Annotated in this window: 28 protein-coding genes and 3 pseudogenes; 18 read left to right on the top strand and 13 right to left on the bottom strand. The window is 45.6% G+C overall.

What is annotated here, in order from left to right:
* Positions 1 to 40: 40 nt before the first annotated feature.
* The 4 genes from B7988_RS06730 to B7988_RS06745 form a co-directional block, all read right to left on the bottom strand.
* On the bottom strand, positions 41 to 529 hold the full coding sequence (locus B7988_RS06730; protein ID WP_088657316.1) for a prepilin-type N-terminal cleavage/methylation domain-containing protein: 489 nt from the start codon (positions 527 to 529) through the stop codon (positions 41 to 43).
* Positions 530 to 960: 431 nt separating this feature from the next.
* Positions 961 to 1,308, bottom strand: coding sequence for an integrase core domain-containing protein (locus B7988_RS06735; RefSeq protein ID WP_349291493.1), 348 nt, complete (start codon positions 1,306 to 1,308; stop codon positions 961 to 963).
* A 179-nt stretch (positions 1,309 to 1,487) separates the two neighbouring features.
* A complete protein-coding gene (locus B7988_RS06740) occupies positions 1,488 to 1,919 on the bottom strand; it encodes a transposase (protein WP_088657318.1) in 432 nt (143 codons plus the stop codon).
* A gap of 100 nt (positions 1,920 to 2,019) precedes the next feature.
* Positions 2,020 to 2,832, bottom strand: coding sequence for a PD-(D/E)XK nuclease family transposase (locus B7988_RS06745; protein WP_088657319.1), 813 nt, complete (start codon positions 2,830 to 2,832; stop codon positions 2,020 to 2,022).
* Between the two features lie 345 nt (positions 2,833 to 3,177).
* Here B7988_RS06745 and B7988_RS06750 point away from each other — a divergent pair, with 345 nt between their 5' ends.
* The 4 genes from B7988_RS06750 (at position 3,178) to B7988_RS06765 (ending at position 5,939) form a co-directional block, all read left to right on the top strand.
* Positions 3,178 to 4,560, top strand: coding sequence for an ATP-binding protein (locus tag B7988_RS06750; protein ID WP_088657320.1), 1,383 nt, complete (start codon positions 3,178 to 3,180; stop codon positions 4,558 to 4,560).
* A gap of 380 nt (positions 4,561 to 4,940) precedes the next feature.
* Positions 4,941 to 5,171, top strand: coding sequence for a DUF3791 domain-containing protein (locus tag B7988_RS06755; protein ID WP_088657321.1), 231 nt, complete (start codon positions 4,941 to 4,943; stop codon positions 5,169 to 5,171).
* Positions 5,155 to 5,715, top strand: a complete 561-nt coding sequence (locus tag B7988_RS06760) for a DUF3990 domain-containing protein (protein WP_088657322.1) — start codon at positions 5,155 to 5,157, stop codon at positions 5,713 to 5,715. The genes B7988_RS06755 and B7988_RS06760 overlap by 17 nt, the downstream gene beginning before the upstream one ends.
* Positions 5,706 to 5,939 (top strand): hypothetical protein, encoded by a 234-nt coding sequence (locus B7988_RS06765; protein WP_088657323.1) that lies wholly within the window; start codon positions 5,706 to 5,708, stop codon positions 5,937 to 5,939. Before B7988_RS06760 ends, B7988_RS06765 begins: the two co-directional genes overlap by 10 nt.
* Positions 5,940 to 6,086: 147 nt before the next feature.
* Here the strand turns inward: B7988_RS06765 and B7988_RS06770 are convergent, their stop codons facing one another.
* From B7988_RS06770 to B7988_RS06780, 4 genes are all read right to left on the bottom strand, one after another.
* Positions 6,087 to 6,356, bottom strand: coding sequence for a hypothetical protein (locus B7988_RS06770; RefSeq protein WP_088657324.1), 270 nt, complete (start codon positions 6,354 to 6,356; stop codon positions 6,087 to 6,089).
* A 237-nt stretch (positions 6,357 to 6,593) separates the two neighbouring features.
* The gene (locus B7988_RS15040; RefSeq protein WP_170930563.1) at positions 6,594 to 6,770 is read right to left on the bottom strand and encodes a hypothetical protein; all 177 of its coding nucleotides are present in this window, start codon (positions 6,768 to 6,770) and stop codon (positions 6,594 to 6,596) included.
* Positions 6,771 to 6,805: 35 nt separating this feature from the next.
* Positions 6,806 to 7,156 (bottom strand): hypothetical protein, encoded by a 351-nt coding sequence (locus B7988_RS06775; protein ID WP_088657325.1) that lies wholly within the window; start codon positions 7,154 to 7,156, stop codon positions 6,806 to 6,808.
* A gap of 21 nt (positions 7,157 to 7,177) precedes the next feature.
* Positions 7,178 to 7,555, bottom strand: a complete 378-nt coding sequence (locus tag B7988_RS06780; RefSeq protein WP_073323955.1) for a four helix bundle protein — start codon at positions 7,553 to 7,555, stop codon at positions 7,178 to 7,180.
* Positions 7,556 to 7,727: 172 nt separating this feature from the next.
* On the opposite strand from B7988_RS06780, the gene B7988_RS06785 reads away from it, so the two are divergent.
* Positions 7,728 to 8,573, top strand: a complete 846-nt coding sequence (locus B7988_RS06785; protein ID WP_141225589.1) for a hypothetical protein — start codon at positions 7,728 to 7,730, stop codon at positions 8,571 to 8,573.
* Positions 8,574 to 8,674: 101 nt separating this feature from the next.
* Here B7988_RS06785 and B7988_RS06790 read toward each other — a convergent pair whose 3' ends face one another.
* Positions 8,675 to 9,262: a GNAT family acetyltransferase gene (locus B7988_RS06790; RefSeq protein ID WP_088657327.1), complete on the bottom strand. Its 588-nt coding sequence runs from the start codon at positions 9,260 to 9,262 to the stop codon at positions 8,675 to 8,677.
* Positions 9,263 to 9,999: 737 nt separating this feature from the next.
* Positions 10,000 to 10,248 (bottom strand): annotated as a pseudogene (gene rhuM / locus B7988_RS15450) (RhuM family protein); the annotation flags it as partial.
* Positions 10,249 to 10,543: 295 nt separating this feature from the next.
* Between rhuM and B7988_RS06800 the strand changes: the two are divergent.
* Positions 10,544 to 11,146: pseudogene (locus B7988_RS06800) on the top strand (DegT/DnrJ/EryC1/StrS family aminotransferase); the annotation flags it as partial.
* Positions 11,147 to 11,153: 7 nt separating this feature from the next.
* On the opposite strand, the gene B7988_RS06805 reads toward B7988_RS06800, so the two are convergent.
* A complete protein-coding gene (locus B7988_RS06805; protein WP_088657328.1) occupies positions 11,154 to 12,179 on the bottom strand; it encodes an Rpn family recombination-promoting nuclease/putative transposase in 1,026 nt (341 codons plus the stop codon).
* Between the two features lie 499 nt (positions 12,180 to 12,678).
* Here B7988_RS06805 and B7988_RS06810 point away from each other — a divergent pair, with 499 nt between their 5' ends.
* Both B7988_RS06810 and B7988_RS06815 read left to right on the top strand, forming a co-directional pair.
* Positions 12,679 to 13,743 (top strand): ATP-binding protein, encoded by a 1,065-nt coding sequence (locus B7988_RS06810; protein WP_088657329.1) that lies wholly within the window; start codon positions 12,679 to 12,681, stop codon positions 13,741 to 13,743.
* A gap of 112 nt (positions 13,744 to 13,855) precedes the next feature.
* Positions 13,856 to 14,365, top strand: a complete 510-nt coding sequence (locus tag B7988_RS06815; protein WP_141225590.1) for a hypothetical protein — start codon at positions 13,856 to 13,858, stop codon at positions 14,363 to 14,365.
* A 42-nt stretch (positions 14,366 to 14,407) separates the two neighbouring features.
* Here the strand turns inward: B7988_RS06815 and B7988_RS06820 are convergent, their stop codons facing one another.
* Complete coding sequence (locus B7988_RS06820) at positions 14,408 to 15,364, bottom strand: DUF4062 domain-containing protein (protein ID WP_088657331.1); 957 nt, start codon at positions 15,362 to 15,364, stop codon at positions 14,408 to 14,410.
* A gap of 412 nt (positions 15,365 to 15,776) precedes the next feature.
* Between B7988_RS06820 and B7988_RS06825 the strand changes: the two are divergent.
* Positions 15,777 to 16,055: pseudogene (locus B7988_RS06825) on the top strand (sugar transferase); the annotation flags it as partial.
* Between the two features lie 198 nt (positions 16,056 to 16,253).
* Here B7988_RS06825 and B7988_RS06830 read toward each other — a convergent pair.
* The gene (locus tag B7988_RS06830; protein WP_249268887.1) at positions 16,254 to 17,159 is read right to left on the bottom strand and encodes an Rpn family recombination-promoting nuclease/putative transposase; all 906 of its coding nucleotides are present in this window, start codon (positions 17,157 to 17,159) and stop codon (positions 16,254 to 16,256) included.
* A gap of 558 nt (positions 17,160 to 17,717) precedes the next feature.
* Here B7988_RS06830 and B7988_RS06835 point away from each other — a divergent pair.
* From B7988_RS06835 to wzy, 9 genes are all read left to right on the top strand, one after another.
* Positions 17,718 to 18,266, top strand: a complete 549-nt coding sequence (locus tag B7988_RS06835) for a hypothetical protein (RefSeq protein WP_073323934.1) — start codon at positions 17,718 to 17,720, stop codon at positions 18,264 to 18,266.
* A gap of 134 nt (positions 18,267 to 18,400) precedes the next feature.
* A complete protein-coding gene (locus tag B7988_RS15045) occupies positions 18,401 to 19,033 on the top strand; it encodes a hypothetical protein (RefSeq protein WP_249268888.1) in 633 nt (210 codons plus the stop codon).
* The gene (locus tag B7988_RS06845) at positions 19,033 to 19,713 is read left to right on the top strand and encodes a sugar transferase (RefSeq protein ID WP_349291494.1); all 681 of its coding nucleotides are present in this window, start codon (positions 19,033 to 19,035) and stop codon (positions 19,711 to 19,713) included. Before B7988_RS15045 ends, B7988_RS06845 begins: the two co-directional genes overlap by 1 nt.
* Before the next feature lie 5 nt (positions 19,714 to 19,718).
* Entirely contained in the window at positions 19,719 to 20,597 is an 879-nt protein-coding gene (locus tag B7988_RS06850; RefSeq protein WP_088657333.1) for an NAD-dependent epimerase/dehydratase family protein, read from the top strand.
* A gap of 82 nt (positions 20,598 to 20,679) precedes the next feature.
* Positions 20,680 to 21,861, top strand: a complete 1,182-nt coding sequence (locus B7988_RS06855) for an AAA family ATPase (protein ID WP_088657334.1) — start codon at positions 20,680 to 20,682, stop codon at positions 21,859 to 21,861.
* A complete protein-coding gene (locus tag B7988_RS06860; RefSeq protein WP_088657335.1) occupies positions 21,861 to 22,361 on the top strand; it encodes a hypothetical protein in 501 nt (166 codons plus the stop codon). The genes B7988_RS06855 and B7988_RS06860 overlap by 1 nt, the downstream gene beginning before the upstream one ends.
* A gap of 5 nt (positions 22,362 to 22,366) precedes the next feature.
* On the top strand, positions 22,367 to 23,605 hold the full coding sequence (locus B7988_RS06865) for a glycosyltransferase family 4 protein (RefSeq protein WP_088657336.1): 1,239 nt from the start codon (positions 22,367 to 22,369) through the stop codon (positions 23,603 to 23,605).
* Positions 23,606 to 23,608: 3 nt separating this feature from the next.
* A complete protein-coding gene (locus B7988_RS06870; RefSeq protein ID WP_088657337.1) occupies positions 23,609 to 24,805 on the top strand; it encodes a glycosyltransferase in 1,197 nt (398 codons plus the stop codon).
* Positions 24,806 to 24,867: 62 nt separating this feature from the next.
* A complete protein-coding gene (gene wzy / locus B7988_RS06875) occupies positions 24,868 to 26,118 on the top strand; it encodes an O-antigen polysaccharide polymerase Wzy (protein ID WP_249268889.1) in 1,251 nt (416 codons plus the stop codon).
* The last annotated feature ends 1 nt before the right edge of the window (position 26,119 follow it).

Genomic DNA, 26,119 nt, shown 5'->3' on the forward strand with positions numbered 1-26,119 from the left:
CCTCTTTTACAGAAGGGAGCTCTTTCATTTTTTTTCGAACTTAGTTCAACGTAGCTCTGTCAGAAGAGAACGCAGCAAAGTTCGGCGTGAGAGACAGGCACTTGGACTTGTTGGTCAGGCCAGCATTATAGACAACGGAGCCGCCAGTAGAGCTATTAGCAGCGATGTCGAGATGCCACTTGCTCTGGGCCGGACAGTCATTCAAAGTAGACTTTGCAGTAGCCTTCCATGCATCAGTCTTAGCTGTCGTAATGGAGGTCTTGTCGTTAGCGCCCTTATAGCCATCATAGTCGAAGTTGGAAGACGTCGGCATCGTGAAGCCAATCAGTTCCCAAGAACCATAGAACACGCCAGTTTCAGCAACGTAAGCGTCCTGGAGCTTGATGTATTCGCCAGCAGACGGGCCGACTTCAGAGGCCTTGGACTTGGCGATCATGCCGAACAGTTTCGGCACTGCGACGGCGGCGAGGATGCCCATGATCACGATCACGACCATCAATTCGATAAGGGTAAAACCTTGCTTTTTCATAGTGTACTCCTTGTTGTTTTGTTACACACTTTTTTGAGTTTTAGTCCCGTAAGTGGTGTTCAACTCGTTTATGTCCTTAATATACAATCATTTTTTCCAAAAAGCAATAGGTTTGTCAAAATTTTTTGCATTTTTGTCAAACTTTTTTCTCGGTTCCGTCACGTTTTTGTCACAAAAAATTACTTTGTTCTAGACAGACGGTTCCGAGATTTGCCGTTTTTGGTTGAAATTCGCCACATTTCGCGACAGATTTCAATGGTGTATATATACAAAAATTTTGGACAAATGGGGAACTTTTTTCAAAAAAAGTATTCCAACTTGACCATCACTGAAAAAGGTTGACACTTCTTAGGTGATTTTACTGACCGGGTTGACAGTTTCTCTGACTTGGTTTACACCTTTTCCCCGGTATATCGATCCCGGTTGACAGTTCAACCGACTTGGTTGTCACTGCCGACTGGGCCTTCTCCATCCAAAGATATCTTTTTGCCTGCCTCGCGACGTTCGCGGGGCGTCTTCCAGCACCTTTTTTGCGGTCCCTCTTGACCGTGCGCTTCGTTAGGAGTCTGCATCCCGATGCTCATGTGGGGCCGTTCACCGTTGTAGAACGGGATTATTCTCTCGAGTTCGGCCTGGCACTCCTTGCGTGTTGCGAACTTCATCTTGTACAGCCATTCAGTTTTCAGGATGCCGTTTGCGCGTTCCGCGACGGCGTTCTCCAGCGGATCGCCGCTTTGTGTCATGCTGATGCCTATGTTGAGCTTCTTGAGCACTCCCACATATTCGTGGCTGCAGTATTGGCTGCCCCTGTCGGAGTGGTGTATCAGGGCGTGGGCGTGTTCGAGCGGGAGCGACCCATATCTGGTTCGGACGGTTCGGGACTACGCCTGCCTGCTATAACCAAACAGCCCGCAGAGGGCATCCAGGGACGCGCCCGGGAGCCGGCTGCGTAGCAGGCCTACCGTTTGGTGCCAGATTTTTTTCTGATGGGTATGTTGAACTTGCTCTCGGCAAGCTCTATCATGGTGTCGAAGGCCTTCGCGCGCAGCGTCTCGGTATCCAGCGCCTTCTGCAGGCGACGGTTCTCGAGTTCAAGCTCGCGTATCCTTTCTTCGGGGTCCTTGGCCATGTCTTCAGCCTCGCTTGTCCCCAAAGATAGCGATTCTTCGCGCAGGTAGCGGTCCATCCAGTTGAATAGGACCTGCCTGCTACTTAGGTGGTGCTTCTCGACGATTTGTGCCGCAGTCATCTTTCCCGCCTGGTATTCGGCGACAACCGCCATTTTGTCTTCGTCGTCGAAGATGCGCTTTTCGCTGGTAACGCTAGTCCATCGGGGATATCCGAACTGGTCGTATTCCGCGACTCTCTTTATTACCTGTTTTGTCTTCATTGGCACTACTCCTGCTTTTTTGAGTAGTGTCAACTTTTTTCAGTATAAGACAACCCGGCTTTCGCCGGGCTTAAAAAGTCAATTTTAGGGGCCGAAACCGCTACTTGGCCGCCGATTCCGGGCGGGCTTCGCGCAATTCGAGCACTTCCTTCTCAGAAAGGCCCGAGTACTTGACGATTTTTTCGATAGGTTCACCGTCTGCAAGCATGGCCGCGGCCATTTCGCGCTTGGCTTCGGCTTTGCCTTTTTCCTTGCTTTCATAAAGGTCATATTCGAAAGTCATATACTTGTTCCTTATGAGAGTGTCGGCTTTGTAATAAGACACCTGGTTGTTGATGTTTTCGGCTTCACGGGAGTCCGCATCCCTAGTCGCAAAATACTTCATATAAGCTTTAACGACTGGGTCCTTGAAATCGTCGTACTTCTTAAAGATATAAAAATTTTTGTACGAGCGATCATCCAAGATTATATCGGTGTCTTCCTTCGCCCTGTTTTCAAAATGATAAGCGGGGAAGCCTCGCCCAAAAACATCCATCGGGCAAAGAAAGATGATGTACTGTTCCTTGAGGTTGGTGTAATGGCTTCCCTTCGAAAGGGCTACGCCGTCGCCTACGCTCTGATAGTATCTAGCGCGCTGCGGGAGTTCCTTGGTGTCAACCATCTGCATTTCTAGGTCGAAAGAACGGATCATTTCACCATTTTCGTTGGTCTCTCGTGCAAACACGTCGTAGCGGACGCCCTTGTGTTCTGCGTCGTAGCTCAAGACCGCTTCCGGAACCGGGGTTTCCAGGTGGTCGATTTTGATATCCAGCAAGTGCTCGATGAAGGGCTTTGCGATGTGCTTATTGCTGAATACGAGCCCGAACATAATCGGGTCGGTAATGTCAAGGTCGTCAAAAGATTTGATTGTCATAGTTTATGTTCCTTCCGTGTTAAGTTGTGACGCACTCCCTCTTACCTAACACGCTTTTTCACGCCAATTGAATACCGATTCCTTGTAAAATTTTTGTAAAAACGGCAAAAGCCGGGCTTCAAAGACATTTTCACGAGTTTGTCAGCTACTTCAGGGCGAAGCCTTCAGCGATAATCTCTTCCGGAACACCCCTAGAACGAAAGGTTTGCCTCCAGTGCTTTCAAAAACCCTTCGAAGGTTATTTCTCAAGTTTCGCTTTAATCGCAAGGACATCTTCTTCATTTTATTGACAGAATTCGCATCATTTGCTAATTTACGATTTAGTAAATCAAAAGTGAGTAAATTATGTTTTATGGCAGACGAACAGAACTTAACACATTAAACGCCCTCTTTGAGTCGGAAAAATTTGAATTTGCAGTCATCTATGGACGCAGACGTGTAGGAAAGACCATGCTTCTGAACGAGTTCTGTGATGGTAGAAAAGTCATTTTTTTTACAGGAATAGAGGCATCTGTAGCAGAAAATTTATCTCAACTATCGCATTCCGTCATGGAATATTCTGGCGGACCTGATTCAACTTTCGAAAGTTTCGAAAAAATCTTTTCGTACATCGACGATTTGAGCCAGAAAGAACGGCTCGTTTTCGTAATAGATGAATACCCCTATTTAGCAAAGGCGGAGCCTTCCATTCCCTCATTGCTTCAGAAACATATTGATCATGTGTGGAAAAAGTCGAAATTGATGCTTGTTCTTTGCGGTTCTTCCATGAGTTTTATGGAAAAACAAGTGCTTGGGTATAAAAGTCCTCTCTATGGTCGCAAAACTTCGCAATTGAAAATACAGCCGTTTGATTTTTTTGAAAGTAGGGCTTTGTGCGCAAATTTTGCCCCTGAACAACAGGCGACTCTTTACGGGGCGCTATGGGGCATTCCTGAATATTACATGCATATAAACTCCAAAAAGGGTTTAAACGAAAATTTAATAGACCTCTTTTTCAGACCCGGGGGCCGTTTATTCGAAGAGCCGCTGAATTTGCTGAAACAGGAAATGCGTGCGCCCGCTACCTACAATGCCGTAATAACCGCTATCGCCCAAGGTGCAAGTCGATTGAACGAAATCGCAACCAAGGCCGGACTCGAGACCGGAGCGACAAGTAATGTGTTGTCGTCGCTTATGGAGTTAGGCATTGTACGCCGCGAGATTCCCGCTACGGAAAAAAGCAGCAGAAAATCTATTTACGTCATAAACGATACGATGTACAGATTTTGGTTTACGTTTGTCTGGAATTACCTGACGAACATAAATCGCGGCGTCGGGGATTTGGTTTATAAAAAATTTGTAGAAGACAAAGTTAACGAATATATGGGCCATGTTTTCGAAGATATCTGCCTACAGTACCTTTATACGGAAAAGGGCTTGGCTGCACTCCCATTTTTACCGGAAAATATAGGGCGATGGTGGGGAAACGATCCTAAAAAGAAACGGGAAGAAGAAATCGACATCTTTGGATTTGCCGGAAATCAACAACTATTTGGCGAATGCAAATGGACAAACAAGCTTGTCGATATTGACGTTATGGAAGAACTCTTTGGCAGAGCCGAGCTTCTAGGTGACGGTGAGAAACATTTTATCTTCTTTAGTAAGAGTGGTTTTACCAAGAAATTCATGCAGGCTGTATCAGAAAAGTCCAACGTGAAGTTGATAACATTTAAGGACATGTGCTTATAAATAGTTGTTTAATTTGCTAAAACAGCATCATCCTACATGAAAAATAATCAGTCTAATAGATTGTGGAAAGTTAGTTTACTTGTTATCGGCTTTGTCCATATTCAAAAAAACTTAATCTTTTTCAAAGATATAGTATAAAAAGCATTTTCTTTCAAAAAATCTTAACAAATTTCAAAAAAATGCTCGAGAATTGCTTATTCTTCAAAAAATCGTACACTAGAAACGGCTTATTCAAGGGTAGAAAATCTTTTTAGTGGTTACAGCTTCACGTAGGATGTTGCTAGAAATACTCTAAACAAGGACGTATTGGAAGTGATTCTTTGAAACAACGGCATCTTCCCTATTGACTCTTTACTGCACATTATTTATTTTTAGAGGGTATGAGCGAGAATATGCAAATAACATACATGCAGACCCGACTTGTGCGGCTCGCTGCCGAGCAAGAGCGTATTCCTATTCCCGAAATGGTCAAGGTCTTCGATCGCTTTGGCGTATTCCGCTACATAAAGGACATGTGGGAGTTATTCCATATTGAGGGGGATTTGGCCGTACTTGATGACATAAGACGATATCTTGCGGCTAAAGGGGTTCCAAATGTTCTGTCTGCATGAACCCGTCGTTCTGTACCACGGCAGTTTTTGCGAGGTGACCGCTCCTGACCTGGAGCGCTGCGCCCGCTACAAAGATTTCGGCAAAGGCTTCTATTTGACAACGGACCTTGCCCAGGCAGAAGCTTTTGCAAAAATTACGGTACGAAAGTCCATTGCCAATGGAACCGTTGCGCATGCTCAAAATTATGGTATTGTTTCGCATTTCGAGTACACTCCGCGAGAGCTGAATGTCCACCTGTTTCCGACATCCGATACAAATTGGTTGCACTGCATTGTGGCCCACCGAATGTCGGGGGCCTTTTCGGACCTGATCGGCATATACAGTCAATACGATGTCATTGGTGGAAAAATTGCAAATGATGCGACAAACATCACCTTGACAAACTACATGACCGGGGCGTATGGTGTTATGGGAACAAAAGCTGCGGACAACTTCTGTATTAGTCTGCTTCTTCCGGAGCGGTTGAAAGACCAATACTGCTTCAGGACGACAAAAGCACTTGAACAATTGAAATTCTTAAAGAGTACTCGCGTATGGATGTGAAAAAGGAACAGATTCAGGCGGCAATTGACCAGATTGCAACCCTGGTCGTTGAGTCCATTGCTGAAAAGGAAAAAAAGGATTCGTCGATAGTCCTGGCAGATTTTCTCACGTCACAAACGGGTCGTAAACTTTACGACGAATCTTTGAAGTTCTGGTGCGATGGTCCCTCGTGCATCGAGGAAATGTATCGCAAAGAAAAAGGACTCGAGTCACGTTCGACATAGAAGTTCTTAGGCATTATCAACAACACACAAGAATCTTCGGTACAAACCACACTAGCGAGAACTTTCGCCTCTCCATTGCCCCGTAACCTACGTGAAGCTGCAGCAGACTTATATTAGTGAAACTGTGAAAATTGACAGGCAGTGAGCTTATGCAACTTCTATGTCAAGTTTGCTTTCGGTATAGCGTTTGACTACGGAATTGAGCAGTGTCTGGTACGGAATGCCGACGCGTTCAGCCTTCGCCTTGAACGCCTCCAAAACGCCTGGATCAAAACTAGTCCCGACTTTAGTCTTGCGTTTCTTGACAATAGCAATGGCTGCTGCCATCGAGGGTGCCGGAGGCATAGCGGTACCGGCATTATCGCCTGTTTCTTCGTACTCTTTCTCAAGAGCCAAAGCAAGTTCTTTATTCTTCATATGCTCCTCTCTCGTCCATTCTCTGTTTTGCGTGTTCGCTAATTATTATGTTCATAATATATATTTCTATCTAGATATTGTCAAGATATTTTGCTTTAGAGTGAAATTGTTTCACTCCCTCTTTACTAACACGCCATTTTGGGGCACTTGAATACCATTTTCCCGTAAAAACTTTGTAAAAACAGAAAAACCCGGCAAAAGCCGGGCTGTCAAGGCAATTTCAAGTGAATATGGAAGCTACTTCAGGGCGAAGCCTTCTGCGATAATCGCCTCGGAAACACCTTTAGAACGGAAAAACTCCGCTCGTTTGGTGTCGCGAGCAGCATTGTCCGCATCATTCTTTTCGCGTTCCTGCTGGGCGCCCTTCAGGAAGGCTTCGGCTTCGAGAACTTCGTATTCATGACGGTCGAACATGTTTGCCTCCAGTGCTTGTAAAAACCTTTCGAAGGTTATTTCTCAAGTTTCGCTTTAATCGCAAGGACATCTTCTTCAGAAAGCTTAGAAACACGCACGACTTTCTCGACAGAATCTCCATCCAAAAGCATAGCCTCAGCCATTTCGTGTTTGGCTTCAGTTTTTCCTTCTTCCTTGCTTTCATGAAGGTCATATTCGTAAGTCATATACTTGTTCCTTATGAGAGTGTCGGCTTTGTAATGAGACACCTGGTCGTTGATGGTTTTAGTTTCACGGGAGTCCGCGTTCCGGGTCGCAAAATACTTCATGTACGCCTTGACGACCGGGTCCGTAAAATCCTTGTACCTTGTAAATATATAATAATTCTTATAAGTGAGATCGTTCAATCAAATGTGTAATGAGGAATGCTAAATGTGAGATTTATTGATTTTTGCCGTTTTGGTTATAGCGCTAAGCATGCGGACAATTGTTTGGCAAGGTGTAATAATACTTTCAAATTCTTTTTGCTTTAAATATCCGGCTTCATGTAGCAGTTCAAGCCAATACTCCGTTTCACCAGCCTCTTTTAATGAGATATACATCTTGGCAATGAAATCGGCCTTGCTTTGCGCGAATTGGGCCTCTCTTATGTTCGCGCCTATACTAGTTCCACTACGGAGTAATTGTTTACTGAGAACGAACTCTCTTTTATTTGACACCATATATCGATGTAGCCGGACAATCCGCAACGCAAACGATTTGCTAAACAAGAGTATTTCGTTCTGTTTCGCAATGTTTTCTTTCATTTGGCACTCCTAAATTTATCATTACACATTTCACATTCCACATTGGCACACTCCCTCTTTACTAACACGCCATTTTGGAGCGTTTGAATACCATTTTCCCGTAAAAACTTTGTAAAAAAGCTGGCGGGCGCTTCTTTTTACTACCTTTCGGGGCAGGAACATGGAAGACCCGATGAAAAGAGTTTTGTTTTGCTTGCTGGCTTTGGCGGCTTTTGCCGCGGCAAACACTTGCACGAAGGCGTGGTACGAAATCCATGCGTTCAATTTCTTGTCGATAAAAGATGCTCCGCACCTGGATTCCATTTACTACAGGGAGCAGCCTGCCCCCGAAGAGGTGCACGAGTGGTACCAGAAATATTACTATAAAGATGGCCTGATCCACCATTCGGTGTTCAAGTTCAGGGACAACGACCCGGTCGACAACCGGATTTATCTCTCGGCCGACGAGGCGACGCTTACCCGGAGCGGGCGCGAGCTGTTGCTGTCAGATTCTGTCGCGGGCGACACGGTCTACTTTTTCCAGAAGATGTACAATAGCGGCGAGTTGGTTCAGACGGTCGTCCACAAGTTGACGGACCTCTACGCGTCGGAACAGGACTACGACCCCGCCAGCGGCAGGCGAACCTTCGCCGAATATTTTTTTCGCAACGACACGCTGGTGTCAAGAACCGTTTACGATTACGGATCCGGAATGCGAGATTCGGCGTATTACTATTACGTGGGCGTACCCGGAGACGAGTACAAGTGCGCGGAGTACCGCGGCGACTCGCTTACGAACAACCTAACCTACAAGAAACTGGCCACGGGATTCTCCGTCGCGATTTTTAACGACACGTTCCTGCGCGAATTTGTCATGGAAGTCCCGGAGGTGCATACCACCGCAGTCCAGAGACGGGATGATGCCCAGAAATTGCGCGAACAATCCGCCGCGCAAAGCAAGCGCCGCCCCGCAAAGATCTCGCCGCGTGCCCGCTACTTCGACCTGCTCGGCCGCTACAAACGCGCGAAGATAAGGTAGGGTAGACTTTTATTGCAGGAAATCAGGCTTCCGCCTGCCCAGCGACAACAAGATGACCCCCGAACAGCAGGATGCAATCATCCAGACTATAAGGGATTGCTTTAAATAGTCTTTAGCAGTTGCAAGAGGCTTTTATTTGTCGATTTGGTATTTCTTTTGCCAAATTCGACAAAGTGATTCTGTTCGCAATAAAAATCTAATAGGCCTTTCTTCTGCTCGCATTCTAATACACAGAGAATCCCGCCGACCTTATACTGGATAAGGGAAATCTGCTCCATGGCAAGGGCTAGCAGGTCATTTCCTGTAATTGAATCGTTCAGCCCTGATTGAAAATTTTTCCCGAGTTGGGCTATCAGGTATGCGGGAATGTTGTATTCGCCATCATCGTTAAGCACGCTCATGCGAGAAAGTTTTCTTTGGATGGTTTTAGAAATATTCTGTGCTTTTACAGAAATTGTTTTTATTGCAAGCGCAAAATACCCCAGAAAAGCGCCGTTCCTTTGAGAAAAGACCAAATAGCTTATTGCCTGGTGTTTTTTTGCGAAAATAGTGGCGGAATTTTTAAGAAAATCTTCAATGTCTTTATTTATGGGACATTTGAATTGTTCTTTGAAGGTTGTTAAATCTTTTTCCGCCGGAGTACCGAGATACTCCATAATGTTTAAGACGAAATAAGATTTAGAATCCATATTTTTTTCTGAGAAGAGAAAGCTTCTTTAGTCCAGCAGCTCCGCTTAGAACTTCTGCCTTGACGCGACTCCTTGATGCAGGATTCCTTAATGAACGTTCAACAGCGCTAACGAAGGACTTTACTTGCTTGGTCCCTGCTACTGTGAAACTGTTTTTGATACTTGAAGTCGCCATATTTGAAACCTTCTTTTTAAATATACATTAATACAATCGATATTCAAGTCTTTACTTGATTTAGTTAGGCTAAATCTATCAAATAAAATTGTCAAAAACAAAAAATTGCCTAAAATGGCAAACAGTTGTTTGCTGCTATCAACAGATATTTTTAAATGTCAAACATTGTTTGCAGCTATTCACAAGTTCTGCACGTCTCTTCCCCCCAAAAAATTTTGGGGCTGGTTGGTCGGGGAGCCGCGCTTCGCTCAGCGTCATTCCAGCCAGAGCCTGTCCTGAGCAACGCCGAAGGAAGCCGGAATCTAGCCTCAGTTTCCCGCCTGGCTACGCAGGACAACGACATCTTCGATGGAAAGGCCGGAACATTCGTCCTCGATCTTCTCTAAAGATACATCTTTTAAGAACTTTGCGTACGCTTCACCATCGCAAGCACCTGTTCTTTGGTGACAAAGTTCAGCACCGAGAACGCGGTCATCTGATTCCCCAAATCCTTGAACGACGCCCCAACGTGGTAAACCACATCGTCGACGATGACGAAACGGTCGTGGACCTCGCGCATGTTTTCCTTGAGCACTTGGTTCGCCCAACGGCGGAATTTTGTTGCCACGGTTGACTTGACGCGATAGCCAAGTGACAGGATCATGTCGAGATTGTAGAACGGAATTTGACGGTTGACTTTTCGGGATCCCTCAATTTGAACTTGTCGGAATTTCCGACAGGTTGATTCTGCGTCCAACTCATTTTCGTCGTATATATGGCCGATATGCTCGACAATGTTTGTTCGGGAGGTTGAAAACAACTCCGCCCTCCGGCTGGTACACGATAATTTCGTTCTTGTCGGCAACCGGCAGCGCCTCTTTTTTATCCATCTTTCACTCCAATCCGCCTACATGCTAGAAAAGGCGGGGCTTCAGGTTACTTTGCGTCGCGAGCCAAAACAGGCTTAATGCTCACTTGTGCACTACAATATAATTCCGCGCACAGCCTTTGTCAATGGGTTTCTGAAAAAATTTTTGCTTGTTCGGAATTTCCGGACAACCAATTTTCATGGATTTCCCTTGCGCCTTTGCACCAAGCTCGCGGGCGAGGCCTTGTACGGCATGCCCAAGGTGCGCAAGTGGAGCACCCAGAGCCGCGAGGCGGCCGCCTGGTACCAGCACGAAGAGGTGGGCTACAACTACCGCATGAGCAACGTGATTGCCGGCGTGGTCCGCGGCCAGATGCCTTACCTGGAAGAACACATCGCCCAGAAAAAGGCCATCTACATGCGCTACAAGGAGGGCCTGAAGGGCCTCCCGGTGCAGGTGAACCCCTACGACGCCGCCAACAGCGAACCGAACTTCTGGCTCAGCTGCATGATCATCGATAAGGACGCCATGTGCAAGCAGGTGCGCGGCGAAACCGACGCCCTGTACATCCACGAGGCGGGCAAGAGCTGCCCCACGGAAATCCTGGAACGCATCGCTGCCATGAACGCCGAGGGCCGCCCCATCTGGAAGCCGATGCACATGCAGCCCATGTACATGAGCCACGCCTTCGTGACCGCGCAGGGTAACGGCCGCGCCCGCACCAACGCCTACATCGCAGGCGGCATCACCGACGTGGGCGCCGACATCTTTGCCCGTGGACTGTGCCTGCCCAGCGACAACAAGATGACCCCCGAACAGCAGGATGCAATCATCCAGACCATTCGGGATTGCTTCGAGTAAGTTAGGACTACTTCGTCATCTTGGACTGGAGTTGCCGAATGTGATCTTCGGACAACTTGGTCTCTTTGGCGATGGTAGCTACAGGGGTTCCCTTGGAAAGCAGGTCCAACGCGGTCAGCGTAGAGTCCAACCCCTGCTGAATCCCTTGCTGAATACCTTGCTGAATACCTTGCTGAATACCCTGCTGAATCCCTTGCTGTCTACCTGTAACCACTCCGTCGGCAATGCGCGCGTCTATTTCGTCTTGTGTAACCATTGAGTCTACCTGACTAGAAAGAAGTTCATCGCTGGCGGAACCAATCTCGATTCTTTCCAGGGCCTTTTGCAGAATAGGGTCTGCAAAGTCCATCGAAGCGTTGGCCTTGCCCGCATGGGTCAGCAGGTACAGCCATTGTTCTTCGCGGCTTTCGGCCTTGGCGTGAATCCTGGAGAATTCCCCCAAGTCTATTAAAATATAACTCATTTTGTCGAAAACGGGTACAGGGTTCCCCTGCTTTACGGCGTTGTCGCTGTACAGGTGCCAGGTGTCGCGGAAACTTTTCGGCTCGAGCCTAAGAGGGAAATTGCACAGCCAGATAGACACGATTTCGGGCAACTGGTAGCGCCTGCGCTTTCTCTCGTTCTCCTCCAGGGCCTTGAACTCCGGGGACTTGTCCATTTTGATTTTGCCGTCTATGGTAAGGTATGCGCCGTAGAGCAACACACGGTCGGTAAAGAATGGGTGCGACGCTCTCTGGATTTCAATATCCATGCAGCGGTTGTCCTCTGTCCATGCGTGGATGTCGAACTTGATTTCCTTGGCCTCTGGTGCGCGCAAGATGAGCGGCTGGTTGAAGGTGTATTTCATGGACTTTATCTTGCGGCCGTCTTCCAGGTGCAGCAGGCTGTTGATGAAGTCCGCCAGGGCCTCCTCGTCGTCGAGCAGGGCGTAAAACGCCGGGTCGTAGGATGGGTCCAGGTATCGCTTGCCCCGCAGAATTTCGGGGATTTCCTTGCGGGTGGTGGGGGTGTTTGCATTTTGGTTTTGCGTCATGGTATAGTACTCCTTATATGAAAAAAACACTTGATTAATCAAGTGCTTGGAGCCTATTCGGTGACGCTCAGGCAGATAATAGAAAAGGTGTAGAAATTGTAAAGGGCTGGAATGTAAAAGATGTGTAAAACTATCATCCAGACCATCAAGGATTGCTTCGAGTAATTTTTTTGCAGGGCGGCCCGGCGCTACGCTAACGCTCCGCGCCGTCACGCTCTATTTTACGGGCCCGCGTTGCGGCTCCGCCACCCCGCGCACCTCGTAAAACCAAGCCTCGCTACATTCGCCGGCATTCCGGCCAGCAAGTGAATGGCTCATTCCGCGAGTCTTCGCCCTTACGGGTCACGATCGTTGTCGCGTTTTTGTCGCAATTTGGCATTCATTTCAAAAAAATGCTTGGCTCTGTTGCGCGAAAAGGATTAATATATTATATTATATATGTTGCGAAAATTTTCGCAACGAAATTTTTCGCAATGGAATTTTGGACGCTGGAGAGACTATGAATCCTTTTAAATTCGGCACAATCGTAGAAGATGAATTCTTCACAGACCGCGTGAATGAACTGGAACAAATCAAGCAAATGCTGGACAGCGAAAACCACCTGGTCTTGATATCTCCTCGCCGATTTGGCAAGAGTAGTCTTGTTGCAAAGGCCCTGCAACAAATCGGTCGTCCGTCCATTACTATTGATTTCATGAAGGTCTTGAATGTGGAAGATCTAGCCGCACAAGTCTTGCGTCAGGTGTTCCGTCTTCATAAGTTCGAGAAGGTAAAACACTTCATGAAACATTTCCGCGTCGTGCCCACGCTCTCTTACAATCCGATGACAGATGGCATGGACGTGAGTTTTGTCCCCTCGGTGGGTAAATCTTCTGCGATGCTGGAAGATTCCTTGGAGTTGCTAGAGAAGGTGTCTTCTGCTGAGAATCGTCTCATCGTGGTGTTCGATGAATTCCAGGAAGTGAATTCCATTGACAAGACGCTGGCGAAACAGCTGCGCGCCATTATGCAACGGCAGAAGGGGCTGAACTATATATTCATGGGGCGCCAGGAGTCCATGATGGAGGAAATTTTTGAGAAGAAAAAGTCCCCGTTCTTCCATTTTGGCGAACGAATGAATCTGAAGAAAATCCCGTACGATGATTTCTATAACTATATCGAAAGCCGATTGCCCAAGATGCCCGCTTCGCAAAAGGCTGCCATCACCGAGGAAATTCTCAAGTTTACGGATGTTCATCCCTACTACACACAACAGCTGGCTGCCGCAGTTTATAACGCCATAGTGTATAGCAAGATAACGGAAAATGTCGTTGCCTATGCTATAAAGAGACAGGTGGAGGAACATTCCTTGGACTACGAGCGTCTTTGGGCGAACATGAACCGTACCGATCGCAAGGTGATGTTGTTGCTTGCCAACAAGAAAAATCCCATAACAGACAGGTCTGTACCCACCAGCACCTCGTTCAGTTCTATCAAACGTCTGTTGAAACAGGGGTACGTAATCAAAACCGTTGGCTACGAACTTGAAGACCCGTTCTTTGGTGAGTGGATATTGGGAAATTAAAAAATATTTGCCAAATAAGGTCTTTTATTATAAATTGAAATAATTGGCCCTAATACAACTGTGAAGTTAATTCAGGTTATCATATTCTCTAGTCAATGATGGAAAAAATAAGTTGTTAAGTATTTCAAGAAAATATGCAACAAAAGCAATTTTGCCGGAACAGATGGGAGACTTCATTCTTGATGCGGCTATTTCTATAAAAAACAACAATGAACCAACAGAAGGTGTACTGAAATCTCTGACTGAAAATATAAAGAATTCTGTAAAAAACAATATGGTTGTTTTGCCTGTTTCAGGAATTGTATTAGAAACACCTTTTAAAATCGGAATATTCAACCTTTATCCCCAAAAGACGTTTATTGAGACAACTGTTTTTCCTGATGAGGATACAAAAGCGATATTCGAAAAAAGTTTTGAAAACGTATCGTCGTTAGCAGTGGGGCATTTTGAGTGTCATCCAAAGTCTGCGAAGAAAATTGCGCGTAGTCAACTTGTATTCGAATTGTCTAGATTTAAGGCGTTTATCCCTTTATTTGCGAGAAATATAAAACATTGGATATTTCCTTTAAAAACGGATATGTCCTTGTTTGATTGCTCTTATGTTTACCACACTCTCTTTTAGAATTGCTATTATTTCTTCCATAAGAATGTCCCTATTTGAATTTTACTGTTTTTGACAGCTCTTTTTCTTCTCTAAGAATAGAGCATATTTTTTGCCTTTGCCAGTTAAATAAAAACGTCTGTATGCCACTTTGGGGACAGGCTCCATTTCCGCAAGATCGTGCAAATTTAGAAGAGGCATAATACTGTAAAATAGTAGACTCGCAACTTCTGTTAAACCGTAGTTGTTGTACACGCCAGTAATCATTGCTGAACAATAAGTTTTAACAAAGAAATTCAGGTTTGATTGGTATTCTACCCCATCTATTTTATACGATAAAACTCTTGATTCAAATTCCGAGAAAATCTGTTCAAATTCTTGATCTTGAGCGGTTTCATTTTCACATTGCTGTCTGGAATATACTTTTACAGTGTTGTTTTTTTTTAGTTCCTGAATTTCTTTTCGCAAACTATCATTTTCTTCACTTAATGCGTCTAATTTATTTTCGATATCTCCAGGAACCCAACCTTTAAAATCGTAGCGGTCTTTAAAGTCGGCTAAAGTTTCGTGAACGGCTAATTTTATGTCTTTAGGGGAGTCGTAAAATACGGATATATTGCTTAGAACTTTGTTTTTAAATGCTTTGTATTTAGATTGGTTGTCCTTTTCGCTAACAGATAATCCGTCTTTTTTTGCTTTTTCATCTAGATATTTATCTGAAATAACAACCGCAAATAGAGGTTTGTTGTTTGATTTTGCATAATCATATTCTACTTCTGTATAGCTATTGCCTGTGGTGGGTTCTATAGATCCGTATCTTCCGCCTAGAATAAGCATGTAGATATCGGAATCGTCGATCCATCTTGTGATGGTTTCTAATTGTGATTTATCTCCTGCGGTAAACAACTCCATTCCGGCAGGGATGTTTCCTGATTTTAAGATTGCTTCTACTGCGGCTTGTCTTTCTTCCTTTAAGTCGGTGTAGGTGGATGAAACAAATATTTGTAGTTTCTTTTTCATGTTTTATTCCTTAATTCATCTTAATCTCTTTAAAGATAATAAACTATTTTGACAAAAAGTGTCAAGAATGAGCGGCAGGCCTCCATCCCCCCAAAGAGTTGGGGCGGGTGGTCGGGGAGTGGTGGCGGCTGTGATTGCTGCTATTTTACCCATGAGAACCTGTGCAATTTTTGCACAGGTTGATTTTTTGCTCAAAAGCACGAAAAAACGGCGTTTTTAATCATATCACGTTACGATAAAAGGAAAAAGGAGGTGCCGGCTCAGGGCCGGCAAGACAAATGAAGGGCTCGCTATGCGAACCCGGTTCTGTAAGTTTTTCGTCATTATTTTTAAAGCAAATTCACATTATATATAGAAGTTTACTAAATTTGGTCTAAATAGGCTTTCAAACTTAACCCCGAGGTCTGCGCTGGTGTATTCCCGCTGTCTAAAAAGAGTCCTTGATTTCTGCTGCGCGCTCCTGGCCATTGTCTGCCTGAGCCCGCTCCTCGTGGCTCTCACCCTCGTTGGTGCAGTCAAAATGAAGGGCAACCCCTTCTTTACGCAACCGCGCCCCGGCCTTAACGAAAAGATTTTCAAGCTCGTCAAGTTCCGCACCATGTCCAACGAGCGTGACGCGCAGGGCAACCTGCTCCCCGACGACATGCGGCTGAACGCCTACGGCAAGTTCCTCCGCTCCACCAGCCTCGACTTTTTCCTTTTGGGCGGCCCGGCGCTGCGCTAGCGCTCCACGCCGTCACGCTCTATTTTACGGGCCCGCGTTGCGGCTCTGCCACCCCGCGCACCTCGTAAAACCAAGCCTCGCTTGGCGAGTCTTGTCCCCAAGGGGTCACGATCGTTGCCGCAATTCTGAAAAAGCCCCAAAAGGGGCTTTTTAAAATGCTTAGAATTATTGCTTTGATGGAAGAATATCTTTGGGTAAAACGTGGAAGAGTTCAGCTGCCTTCTCAGGAGTCAGAATGCCTTTGTCGACCATGAGTTGGGCGTCTTGGCGTCCGCGGTCGTCAAGACCCTGCTGGTATGAGCCCTGTTTTTCGTAAAGCAAGTCTGTCATTCCATCAACCTCGTTCAAAAGCGTTTCGTCCGTATACCCCTGCAAAGATACATCTTTTGCAAAGTCCTTGTCAAGCAATCTCTGCAACTTTTCAACAGGTATTTCCTTTTCCTCGAGAACATCTCGGAATATGCGGAGCATTTCGGCTCTGTCGGTCATTTCTCGATTCTCGGGCTTGGTGCGGTCATCGATTGCAAAGAACTTTTCGATTTCAATAAGATAAATGTCCAATTTTTCGTAGAACAGGCGGCGGTTGCGCACGAGCTGTGCATGGTGAAGATAGGTGCTGCGCTCTAGTGGAAATTGGTTCTCGGTTAACAGTGAAAGTACATAGATGTGTGGCAGGTTGTAATCCTTTGACTTTTTGACCGTACGCGAAATAACTCGGGATGTGTAGTAAATAAGCCTGTCGATAAATAGCGTGTTAAAATTCTGCTGTACTTCGATAAGAACGGGATTGCCTGCTTCCGTTATGCCGTAGATGTCAAAAATGGCGGACTTGTCGTCTAGAACGCCTGGATTCTCAGGAACCCCCAACGAGAAAGTCTTGATTGCGTTCGTACCGGAAAGCATGAGCATTGCGTTCAAAAACTTCACGGTACGCTCGGGCTTGGCCTCGTTTGCCATAAGCATTTTGAATATCCCGTCACTGAACGGATAAACGTTCTTGTAGGTTTTGCGGTATTCGGCCAGTCGTTCAGGATGTTTGTGAACATCCTTAACCATGGCAAAAAAAATCACTGCGGTTCATAAAGCCTCCATAAAAGCTGGAGGAGAAATCTATCAAATGAAATCGTAAAAAACGAAAAAAAGCCTAAATTGGCAAACAATAGTTTGCTGCTATCAACAGATATTTTTAAATGTCAAACATTGTTTGCAGCTATTCACAAGTTCTGCACGTCTCTTCCCCCCAAAAATTTTTTGGGGGGTGGTCGGGGAGTGGTGGCCGGGGGAAAATCTTGTTTTTACAAAAGTTTTACAAAAAATTGGCATTCAAACGCCTGAAAAAAGCGTGCGAAATGAGTGTCGCAGAAAAATGCTTGCATTTTTCTGCGACCGAATGAAGCCGCGGACGCCGAAGGCGTCAAAAGCGTGTTAGGAAAGAGGGAGAGCTCCACAACTTAACGCAAAAGGAAAATACCAATGAATATCAAGTCTTTTGACGACCTTGACATTACAGATCCGATTATGTTCGGACTCGTTTGATTTGGAAATGCAGTAGCGTGCAAAACGAGCGTCGCAAAATTATGCTTGCATAATTTTATGACCGAGTGCAGCCGCAGACGCCGAAGGCGTCAAATGATTGATACCAAGGAGCTCCCGCAGCGCGCTAGATACTATCAGAGCGTAGGTGATGGCGTGGCTCTTTCAAAGGGTGGCTATTATACTAGTCTCAAGGAGCAATACATCATCTTCCTTTGCCCGATGGATATTTTTGGACGTGGGTTCCCCGCTTATCATTTCGAAAACAGGGCGCGCGAAGATTTTAGTGTCACATTGAATGACCGCACCTTCAAAAACTTTTATATATTTAAAAAGTACGAGGATTTCAAAGACCCGGCCGTTAAGGCTTATATGAAGTATTTTGCGACCCGGAATGTGGACTCCCGTGAAACTAAAACCATCAACGACCAGGTGTCTTATTACAAAGCCGACACTCTCATAAGGAACAAGTACATGACTTACGAATATGACCTTCATGAAAGCGAGGAAAAAGGTATAGCAAAAGCCAAGCTAGAAATGGCTGCGGCTATGCTTGCGGACGGAGATTCCGTTGAAAAGGTTGTGCGCATTTCCAAGCTTTCGGAAGAGGATGTCCTTGCGATTAAAGAGAAACTTGGAAAATAACTACTAAATATTTCTTGATGGCCCGGCGATGTAGCCGGGCTTTTTATGTTGAAGCTTGTTTTCGTAAGTTTTTCGTCATTATTTTTAAAGTAAAATCACATTATATACAGAAGTTTACTAAATTTGGTCTAAATTTGGCATTCAAACTTAACCCCGAGGTCTGCGGCGTGGCGCAAAACAAGAACCTCCTTATTCTAGGTGCTGGCCAGTATGGCGTCATGGCGAAGGAAATCGCCGAGGCCATGGGCGTTTTCGAGCGCATCGCCTTTTTGGACGATTCCTTTGCGAAGGACCCTGCGGCGGCTGCGGAACACTCTGTCGTGGGCACTACTCGCGACATCGAGAAGTTTGCCGCCGAGTTCCGCTACGGTTTTGTGGCCATCGGGAATCCGGAACTGCGCAGCAAGCTTACCGAGCAGTTGCGCTACAACTGCATTACCCCCGCGATTCTCGTGCACCCCGCGGCATACGTGAGCCCCAGTGCGCAACTCCAGAAGGGCTGCTGCATCGAACCCAACGCCACCGTACAGGCGGGCGCCGTGGTCGCTGCCGCCACGTTTGTTTCGAGCGGGGCCGTAATCCGCCACAACGCCTTTATCGGCGAGTTCTGCCACGTGGACTGCAACGCCGTGGTGGAATCGCTTGCGATTGTCCCCGCGGGTACCAAGATTCCCTGCAATTCCGTGTATTGCCAGGAACAGGGCTTGGGTCTCGAAGGTCACAACTTTGGCACTGATTTTGCACCCCCAAAAGAGGGATGTCCCTGATGTACAAGCATTTCTTTAAACGCCTTATCGATATTGTTCTCTCCGGTTTCGGCATCGTGGTGCTCGCGCTCCCCATGTTCGCCATCGCTGTTGCCATCAAGCTCGACAGCAAGGGCCCCGTGCTCTTTAAGCAAAAGCGCGTGGGGCTCCACAAGAAGCATTTTAACATCTACAAGTTCCGCACCATGCGCACCGACACGCCAAAGGATGCTCCGACGCATGAACTGAGTGACCCCAAGAAGTGGATTACCAAGGTGGGCGGATTCCTCCGCAAGACCAGCCTCGATGAACTCCCGCAGATGTTCAATATTTTCGAGGGAACCATGAGCATTATCGGCCCGCGCCCGGCTTTGTGGAACCAGTACGACCTGATTGCCGAACGCGACAAGTACGGTGCCAATGACGTGCCCGTGGGCCTGACCGGCTGGGCGCAGATTAACGGCCGCGACGAACTGGAAATCCCCGTGAAGGCGGCCCTCGACGGCGAATACGTAAAGCGCCAGAGCTTTGCCTTTGACTGCAAGTGTTTCTTTGGTACGTTTATTAGCGTGCTCAAGAGCGACGGCGTGGTAGAAGGCGGCACCGGCGAAATCCACAAGCACGAATCTGCGTGTCATCCTGACCAAGCTTCGCCCTGTCATCCTGAGCGTAGCGCAAGCGAAGTCGAAGGATCTAGGTAGGTGCTATGATTAGAATCTTGATAACAGGCGCGAACAGCTACATTGGCACCTCCTTTGCCAACTACCTTGCACAGCCCGAATTTGCGGGCAAGTACCAGGTGGATACCCTCGACATGATTGGCGACGCCTGGCGCAGCCACGATTTTAGCCAATACGACTCCGTTTACCACGTGGCGGGAATCGCCCACAGCGACAACGGCAAGATTAGCGACGAACGCGCGAAACTCTACTACGCTGTGAACACCGATCTGACCGTGGAATGTGCCAAGAAGGCGAAAGACGCTGGCGTAAAGCAGTTCATATTCATGAGCAGCGCCATTGTGTATGGCGACAGCGCTCCCATTGGCAAAGAGAAACTGATTACCCGCGACACCCCCGTGAACCCCGCCAACTGCTACGGCGACAGCAAGGTGCAGGCCGAAAACGGCATCCGTCCGCTGGACTGCGACACCTTCAGGGTGGTGATACTCCGCCCGCCCATGATATTCGGCAAGGGGAGCAAGGGCAATTACCCGTTGCTCAGCAAACTGGCCCGCAAGCTACCCGCGTTCCCGAAGGTCGAGAACAAGCGCAGCATGCTCTACATAGGGAACCTGGTGGAATTCGTGCGCCTGATGATTGAAAATGGCGAGCACGGCACCTTTTGGCCGCAGAACCCGCAGTATAGCAACACCAGCGAGATCATTTCGCTCATTGCCAAGGCCCACCATAAGCGCTGTGTGCTGATTCCCGGATTCGGCTGGGCACTGAAACTGATGAGCCATGCCACCGGCCTGGTGAACAAGGCCTTCGGCAACCTGGCCTACGACCAGTCCATGAGCGTGTACAAGGAACCCTACCAGAAGTATAGCCTGCAAGAGGCTATCGAGAAGACGGAGGGGTAACCTTTTTACGGCAAGAAGGTATATTTAGCTTATGCAAGAACTCGTAATACAAAATTTTGGCCCTATAGTCAACCGAAACTCGGTGAATCTTAAGATTAACAAGGTTACTGTGTTCTGCGGTATGCAGGGATCAGGTAAAAGCTCCATTGCAAAGCTGCTATCAACATTTCTTTGGCTAGAAAAGGCTTTGGTGCGCGGTGATTTCGATGTCAACGAACTGAGTGCCAAAAATTTTCGCGAAAAGTATTGCGCGTTCCATAACATACAGAACTATTTCAAGGCCGATACTTTCCTTTATTTTAAGGGTACAAAGTACGTTTTCTCCTATGAAAACGGTAAGTTGGATATCAAAGAGCGGAAGGGAATGCGTAGCTTTATCCGTCCGCAGATTATGTACATTCCTTCGGAACGGAACTTGATGACAGCCTTGGACAATGCAGAAGATATTCGGAATTTGTCTGGATCTCTTTCGGTGCTCCTGGATGAATATACAAATGCTCTCCGTAATGCATCAAAGCCCTTTGCTCTTCCTCTGAATGGCTTCAAAGTCACCTACGACAAATCTACCAATACCGCTTGGCTCAACGACTCCAAATTCAAGATTAAGTTGACCGAGGCTGCTAGCGGATTCCAGTCCATGGTACCCATGGTCATTGTTTCTCGCTATCTGTTTAACAAGATTAAGGAAAATAAAAAAACGGGATTGGATGCTGCCAGTGGCTCTGAGCGCCGCAAGATCGTAGAACGAGTTGCTAAACTTTTGAAGGATAGTTCACTTTCTAGCTCCATGCGCGCGACTTTGATTAAGCAACTCCATGCGGGTTACTTTAACGGGCGTTTGGTGAACATTGTTGAAGAACCAGAACAGAATCTTTACCCCGAAACTCAGCGCAATGTATTAAATGAACTCCTGAAGGTGAACAATGAGTTGGTCTTGAACCAACTGGTGCTTACGACTCATAGCCCCTATATGTTGAACTACCTTACGCTGGCTATAAAGGCGGGTATGCTCAAGGACGAAGTGAGACGCTCTGTAAAAAATAAAGAAGAACTGTTAGAAAAAATGGATGCCGTTGTGCCTCGTAGTGGCGCATTGCGTCCTGAAAAGGTATTTATTTACGAGATTTCGCCCGAAGGTGAAATTCGACTACTAGACAATTACGACGGAATCCCCAGCGACAGGAATTTCTTGAATTCTGCGTTAAGCGAAACGAATGACCTTTTTGATGCGCTTTTGGAAATCCAGGATGAGGTAGAATCGTAATGGATTTCTTTAACCCTGTATATCGCAAGGAACCGCCTCGCAACGATTCTCTTTTTGGCTTGATTGACAAGCAGGGAGAGATGTTTGCGAGAACGACAAAAAATGAGCCTCAAAGAGAGTGGGAAGCGGTAGTTGTTAACAACGCCGCAGACATGCTCCAGTTCGTGCCTGTTGACAAGAATATAACGGTTGGCAAGGATAGTGGGACAGAACGCAGTATGTGCGATGGAATGCTTTACAAAACTGACAAGTCCTGGCTTGCCTTTGTTGAAATGAAAGATCGTACAAAGAAGGATGTTGGATCGGCAATGGATCAACTAGAGTCCACCATAGAGCTTTTTTTGAAGACAAAATCCTCCAAAAAAGTTGGAACAAAGTATGCCTATGTTGCCAATAGACGGCATCCGGATTTTAGTCGAGGCATGGGTGAAACCAAACAACGTTTTTACAATAAATGCGGCTTTCACCTTTGTTGTAAGAACACCATTGAGGTAAAGTAACCCCCATGGCACACATCCTTGTCATAAGCCAATATTTTTATCCGGAGCAGTTTCGGATTAATGACATGTGCCAGGAATGGGTGAAAAGGGGCCACAAGGTAACTGTTGTTACGGGAATCCCTAATTACCCGCAGGGTGAATTCTACAAGGGTTACGGCTGGTTCAAGAATCGCCGCGAAACATGGAACGGCGTAGAAATCATCCGTTTGCCGCTTGTTGCTCGAGGCCATGGCTCTGTTCGCCTTGCACTCAATTACCTGAGCTTTGTGGTGAGCGGGTTCTTTTGGTCGCATTTTACAAGCCTCAAGGCAGATTATGTGTTCACCTTCGAGGTTTCGCCCATGACCCAGGCCTTGCTTGGGGTATGGTTTGCCAAGCGTCGTAAAATCCCGAATTACTTGTATGTGCAGGATCTTTGGCCCGAAAACGTGGAAATCGTGACTGGAATCCACAGCAAGGCGGTGCTTGGCCCCATCAGTCGTATGGTCAACTACATCTACAAACGCTGTGATGCGATTTTCGCCACAAGCCCGAGTTTTGTGACCGACATCCAGATGCGTTGCCCCGGCCAGGAACAGAAAGTCCACTACCTCCCGCAATACGCAGAGGACTTCTACAAACCCGCCGCCTCTCGTCATCCCCGCGAAGCCGATGGATCTCAACTGTGTCATCCTGAGCGAAACGAAGTGAAGTCGAAGGATCTCTTTAAAATCGCTTTTACCGGCAACATCGGCAAGGCGCAGGGCCTCGAAATCCTCCCGAAAACGGCAGCCCTTCTTAAAGGCAAGGCTAACGTGAACTTTACCATAGTGGGGGATGGCCGCAACAAGGTGGAACTGCTCAAGCAGATAGAAGAGAATGGCGTTGGCGACATGTTTACCATGATTGACCGCCAGCCGGCCGAAAAAATACCGGCGATACTCGCTGAATGCGATGCCGCGTTTATCTCCTTTATGGATACGCCGTTATTCACAAAGACGATTCCTGCAAAGTTGCAGTCTTACATGGCGTGCGGGAAGCCCATCGTGGCTAGTGCGTGCGGTGAGACGGAACGTATTGTGCGCGAGGCAAATTGCGGCGTATGTGCGCCCATTGGCGATGCTGATGCGTTGGCTCGGGCGATACTTGAGGTTAAGGACAATCCCGAATTGCTCCAAATGGGTAAAAATGCTGTTGAATATTCCGAGGTCCATTTCAGCAAGGCAAAACTGATGGACGAGATAGAAGAGTATTGGAGGACATAAAAAATGAAAGTCCTCCAGATAAACAGCGTTTGCGGAATTCGTAGTACAGGTAGAATCTGTACTGATTTGGCCGAAGTCCTGGAACAGAACGGGCACGAATGCAAAATTGCATACGGCCGAGAAACAGTCCCGGAAAAATACCGGAAGTATGCTGTCCGTATAGGTAGCGATTTCGACGTAAAATGCCATGCGCTGCAGAGCAGGATTTTCGATAATACAGGTTTTGGTTCTAGGCGCGCTACCGAAAAGTTTATTGAATGGGTAAAAGAATACGACCCCGATGTAATTCACCTGCACAATATACATGGTTATTACATTAATATTGAATTCCTATTCAATTATTTGGCCAAAGCTGACAAGCCCGTTGTTTGGACATTGCATGATTGTTGGACATTTACCGGGCATTGTGCATATTATAGTTATGTAAAATGCGATAAATGGAAAACGGGCTGTTATAATTGCCCGCAAAAGAAACGTTACCCTTCAAGTTTGCTGCTGGATGCTTCAAAGAAAAATTGGCTGAAAAAGAAGGCTTTGTTCACGAGTGTCAAAAAAATGACACTTGTAACCCCTTCAAAATGGCTTGCAAACGAAGTTAAGCAATCATTTTTAAGCCGCTATCCGATAAAAGTGATTCCGAATGGGATTGATCTGAATGTGTTTAAGCCGACTCCCAGTAACTTCAGGGAAAAAAACGGGCTTGTCGGTAAAAAGGTCATCCTTGGTGTTGCTAGTATCTGGGAAGAACGCAAGGGCTTGAACGACTTTGTTGAATTGTCAAAAATTCTTGATGACAATTATAAAATAGTTTTGGTTGGCCTTAGCGAAAAACAGAAAAAAGAATTACCAGACAATATTATAAAAATAACAAGAACAAACAATGTTCGTGAACTGGCAGAAATCTATACGGCTGCGGATGTTTTTCTGAACCCAAGTAGAGAAGAAACTATGGGACTCACCACCGTTGAAGCGATGGCTTGCGGAACACCTGTCGTTGTGTCAAATTACACAGCTGTTCCGGAGACGGTGATTGATGATTGTGGAATTGTTATAAAAGAAATCGCACCAAAAGCAGTATTGAATGTGATAGAATGTGGAAACTTGCTTCAAGGAAATTGTGCTCAAAATGCTCAAACATATGAAAAATTTTCCCAATACAAAATTTATCTTAGAATTTTTGAGGAAATAAAGAATAAATGAGTCTGTCCGGTTTGTTCTTAAAATTACCTTTATTCTTTATTGTATTTGCGTATCTTGTGAATATGCAAATGACATCAAAGATTTTTCTTTTGTTGGCATTGATAAATTCTGCTATTGTTATAAATGAAATTTTTTCCTATGCTGAAAAACCCTTCTCGTTACACAAAATTGTTAATTTCTTTATACTCTTCTTTTTTATTCTTGCAAATGCAATACAATATTCGTCGCAAAGCATAGTTACATCACTTATTGTGACATTTGATGATGGAGATTATGTTTTCTTTCAGATTATTATTTTTTTGATTATCGGTGTATTTAATATCCTATATCACTATTTTATAAAGAGAAATTTTGGACTACAATTACAATTAATAGATAATGAAAAGGTTAATTACTATAAACTTTTAGCGATATCCTCTTTCGCTGTTGTTTTAACTTTATGGTATTACAAAAATCGGATGGGAATGTTGTTTTTTCGAGGATTTGCAGAAAATCTTTATATTGTAAAAACAGATGGCTCAATGAATTTGTTAGTAGATAAATTTATTCGATCAATTCCATTTGCTTGTTGCGCTTTCGCTTTGCTAAAAAAAATTCCTAAGAAATATTCTTTTATATTATTTCTCCAAATGCTTGTTACTGTGTTTCCTTTAGGCTTATCCAGAAATGCCATAGCTATGTATTGGCTGCCAATAATGTTACTTTTGATGACTTTTATGAGAAAAAGATATGTTTTTGTTCTAATACTTTTTGTTTTTTTGTTAGTCGTCTTCCCTTTTTTGGGGAACTTCCGGTATTTTAATGGATCAATATCTTTTGATTCTGTTAATCTAGAATATCTGAATTCAATGAATTATGATGCTAGCCAAGAATTTATGGCTTTGTTGAAATTAGATGTTATAACGTACGGAAGGCAATTGTTAGGGGTCGCACTTTTTTTCTTGCCTCGGAGCTTTTGGCCATCAAAACCCATTGGCAGTGGAGCTTTTTTAGCTGAAGGGCAGCATGTGTTTGGTAATATTTCTATGCCGTTGTTTGGTGAGGGTTATATAAATTTTGGGTATGTTGGAATATTGTTGTTTGTTATCTTGACTGCCGCTTTCTGTGCAATTATGGATAATACTTTTTGGAATAAAAAAAATTTATTTATTTCGTTTTCATGGAACATTGAATATTTGGTTTTATTGGGGGCTTTTTTGTTTATATTGAGAGGAGATTTGCTAAGTTCATTTGCTTATACGGTTGGAGTTCTTGCCGCATGTTTATTTACAAAAAAATTATGTGTAAAAAATTATTCTCATAAGAGTACATAAA

Source organism: Fibrobacter sp. UWB1 (assembly GCF_002210325.1).
GTDB lineage: Bacteria > Fibrobacterota > Fibrobacteria > Fibrobacterales > Fibrobacteraceae > Fibrobacter.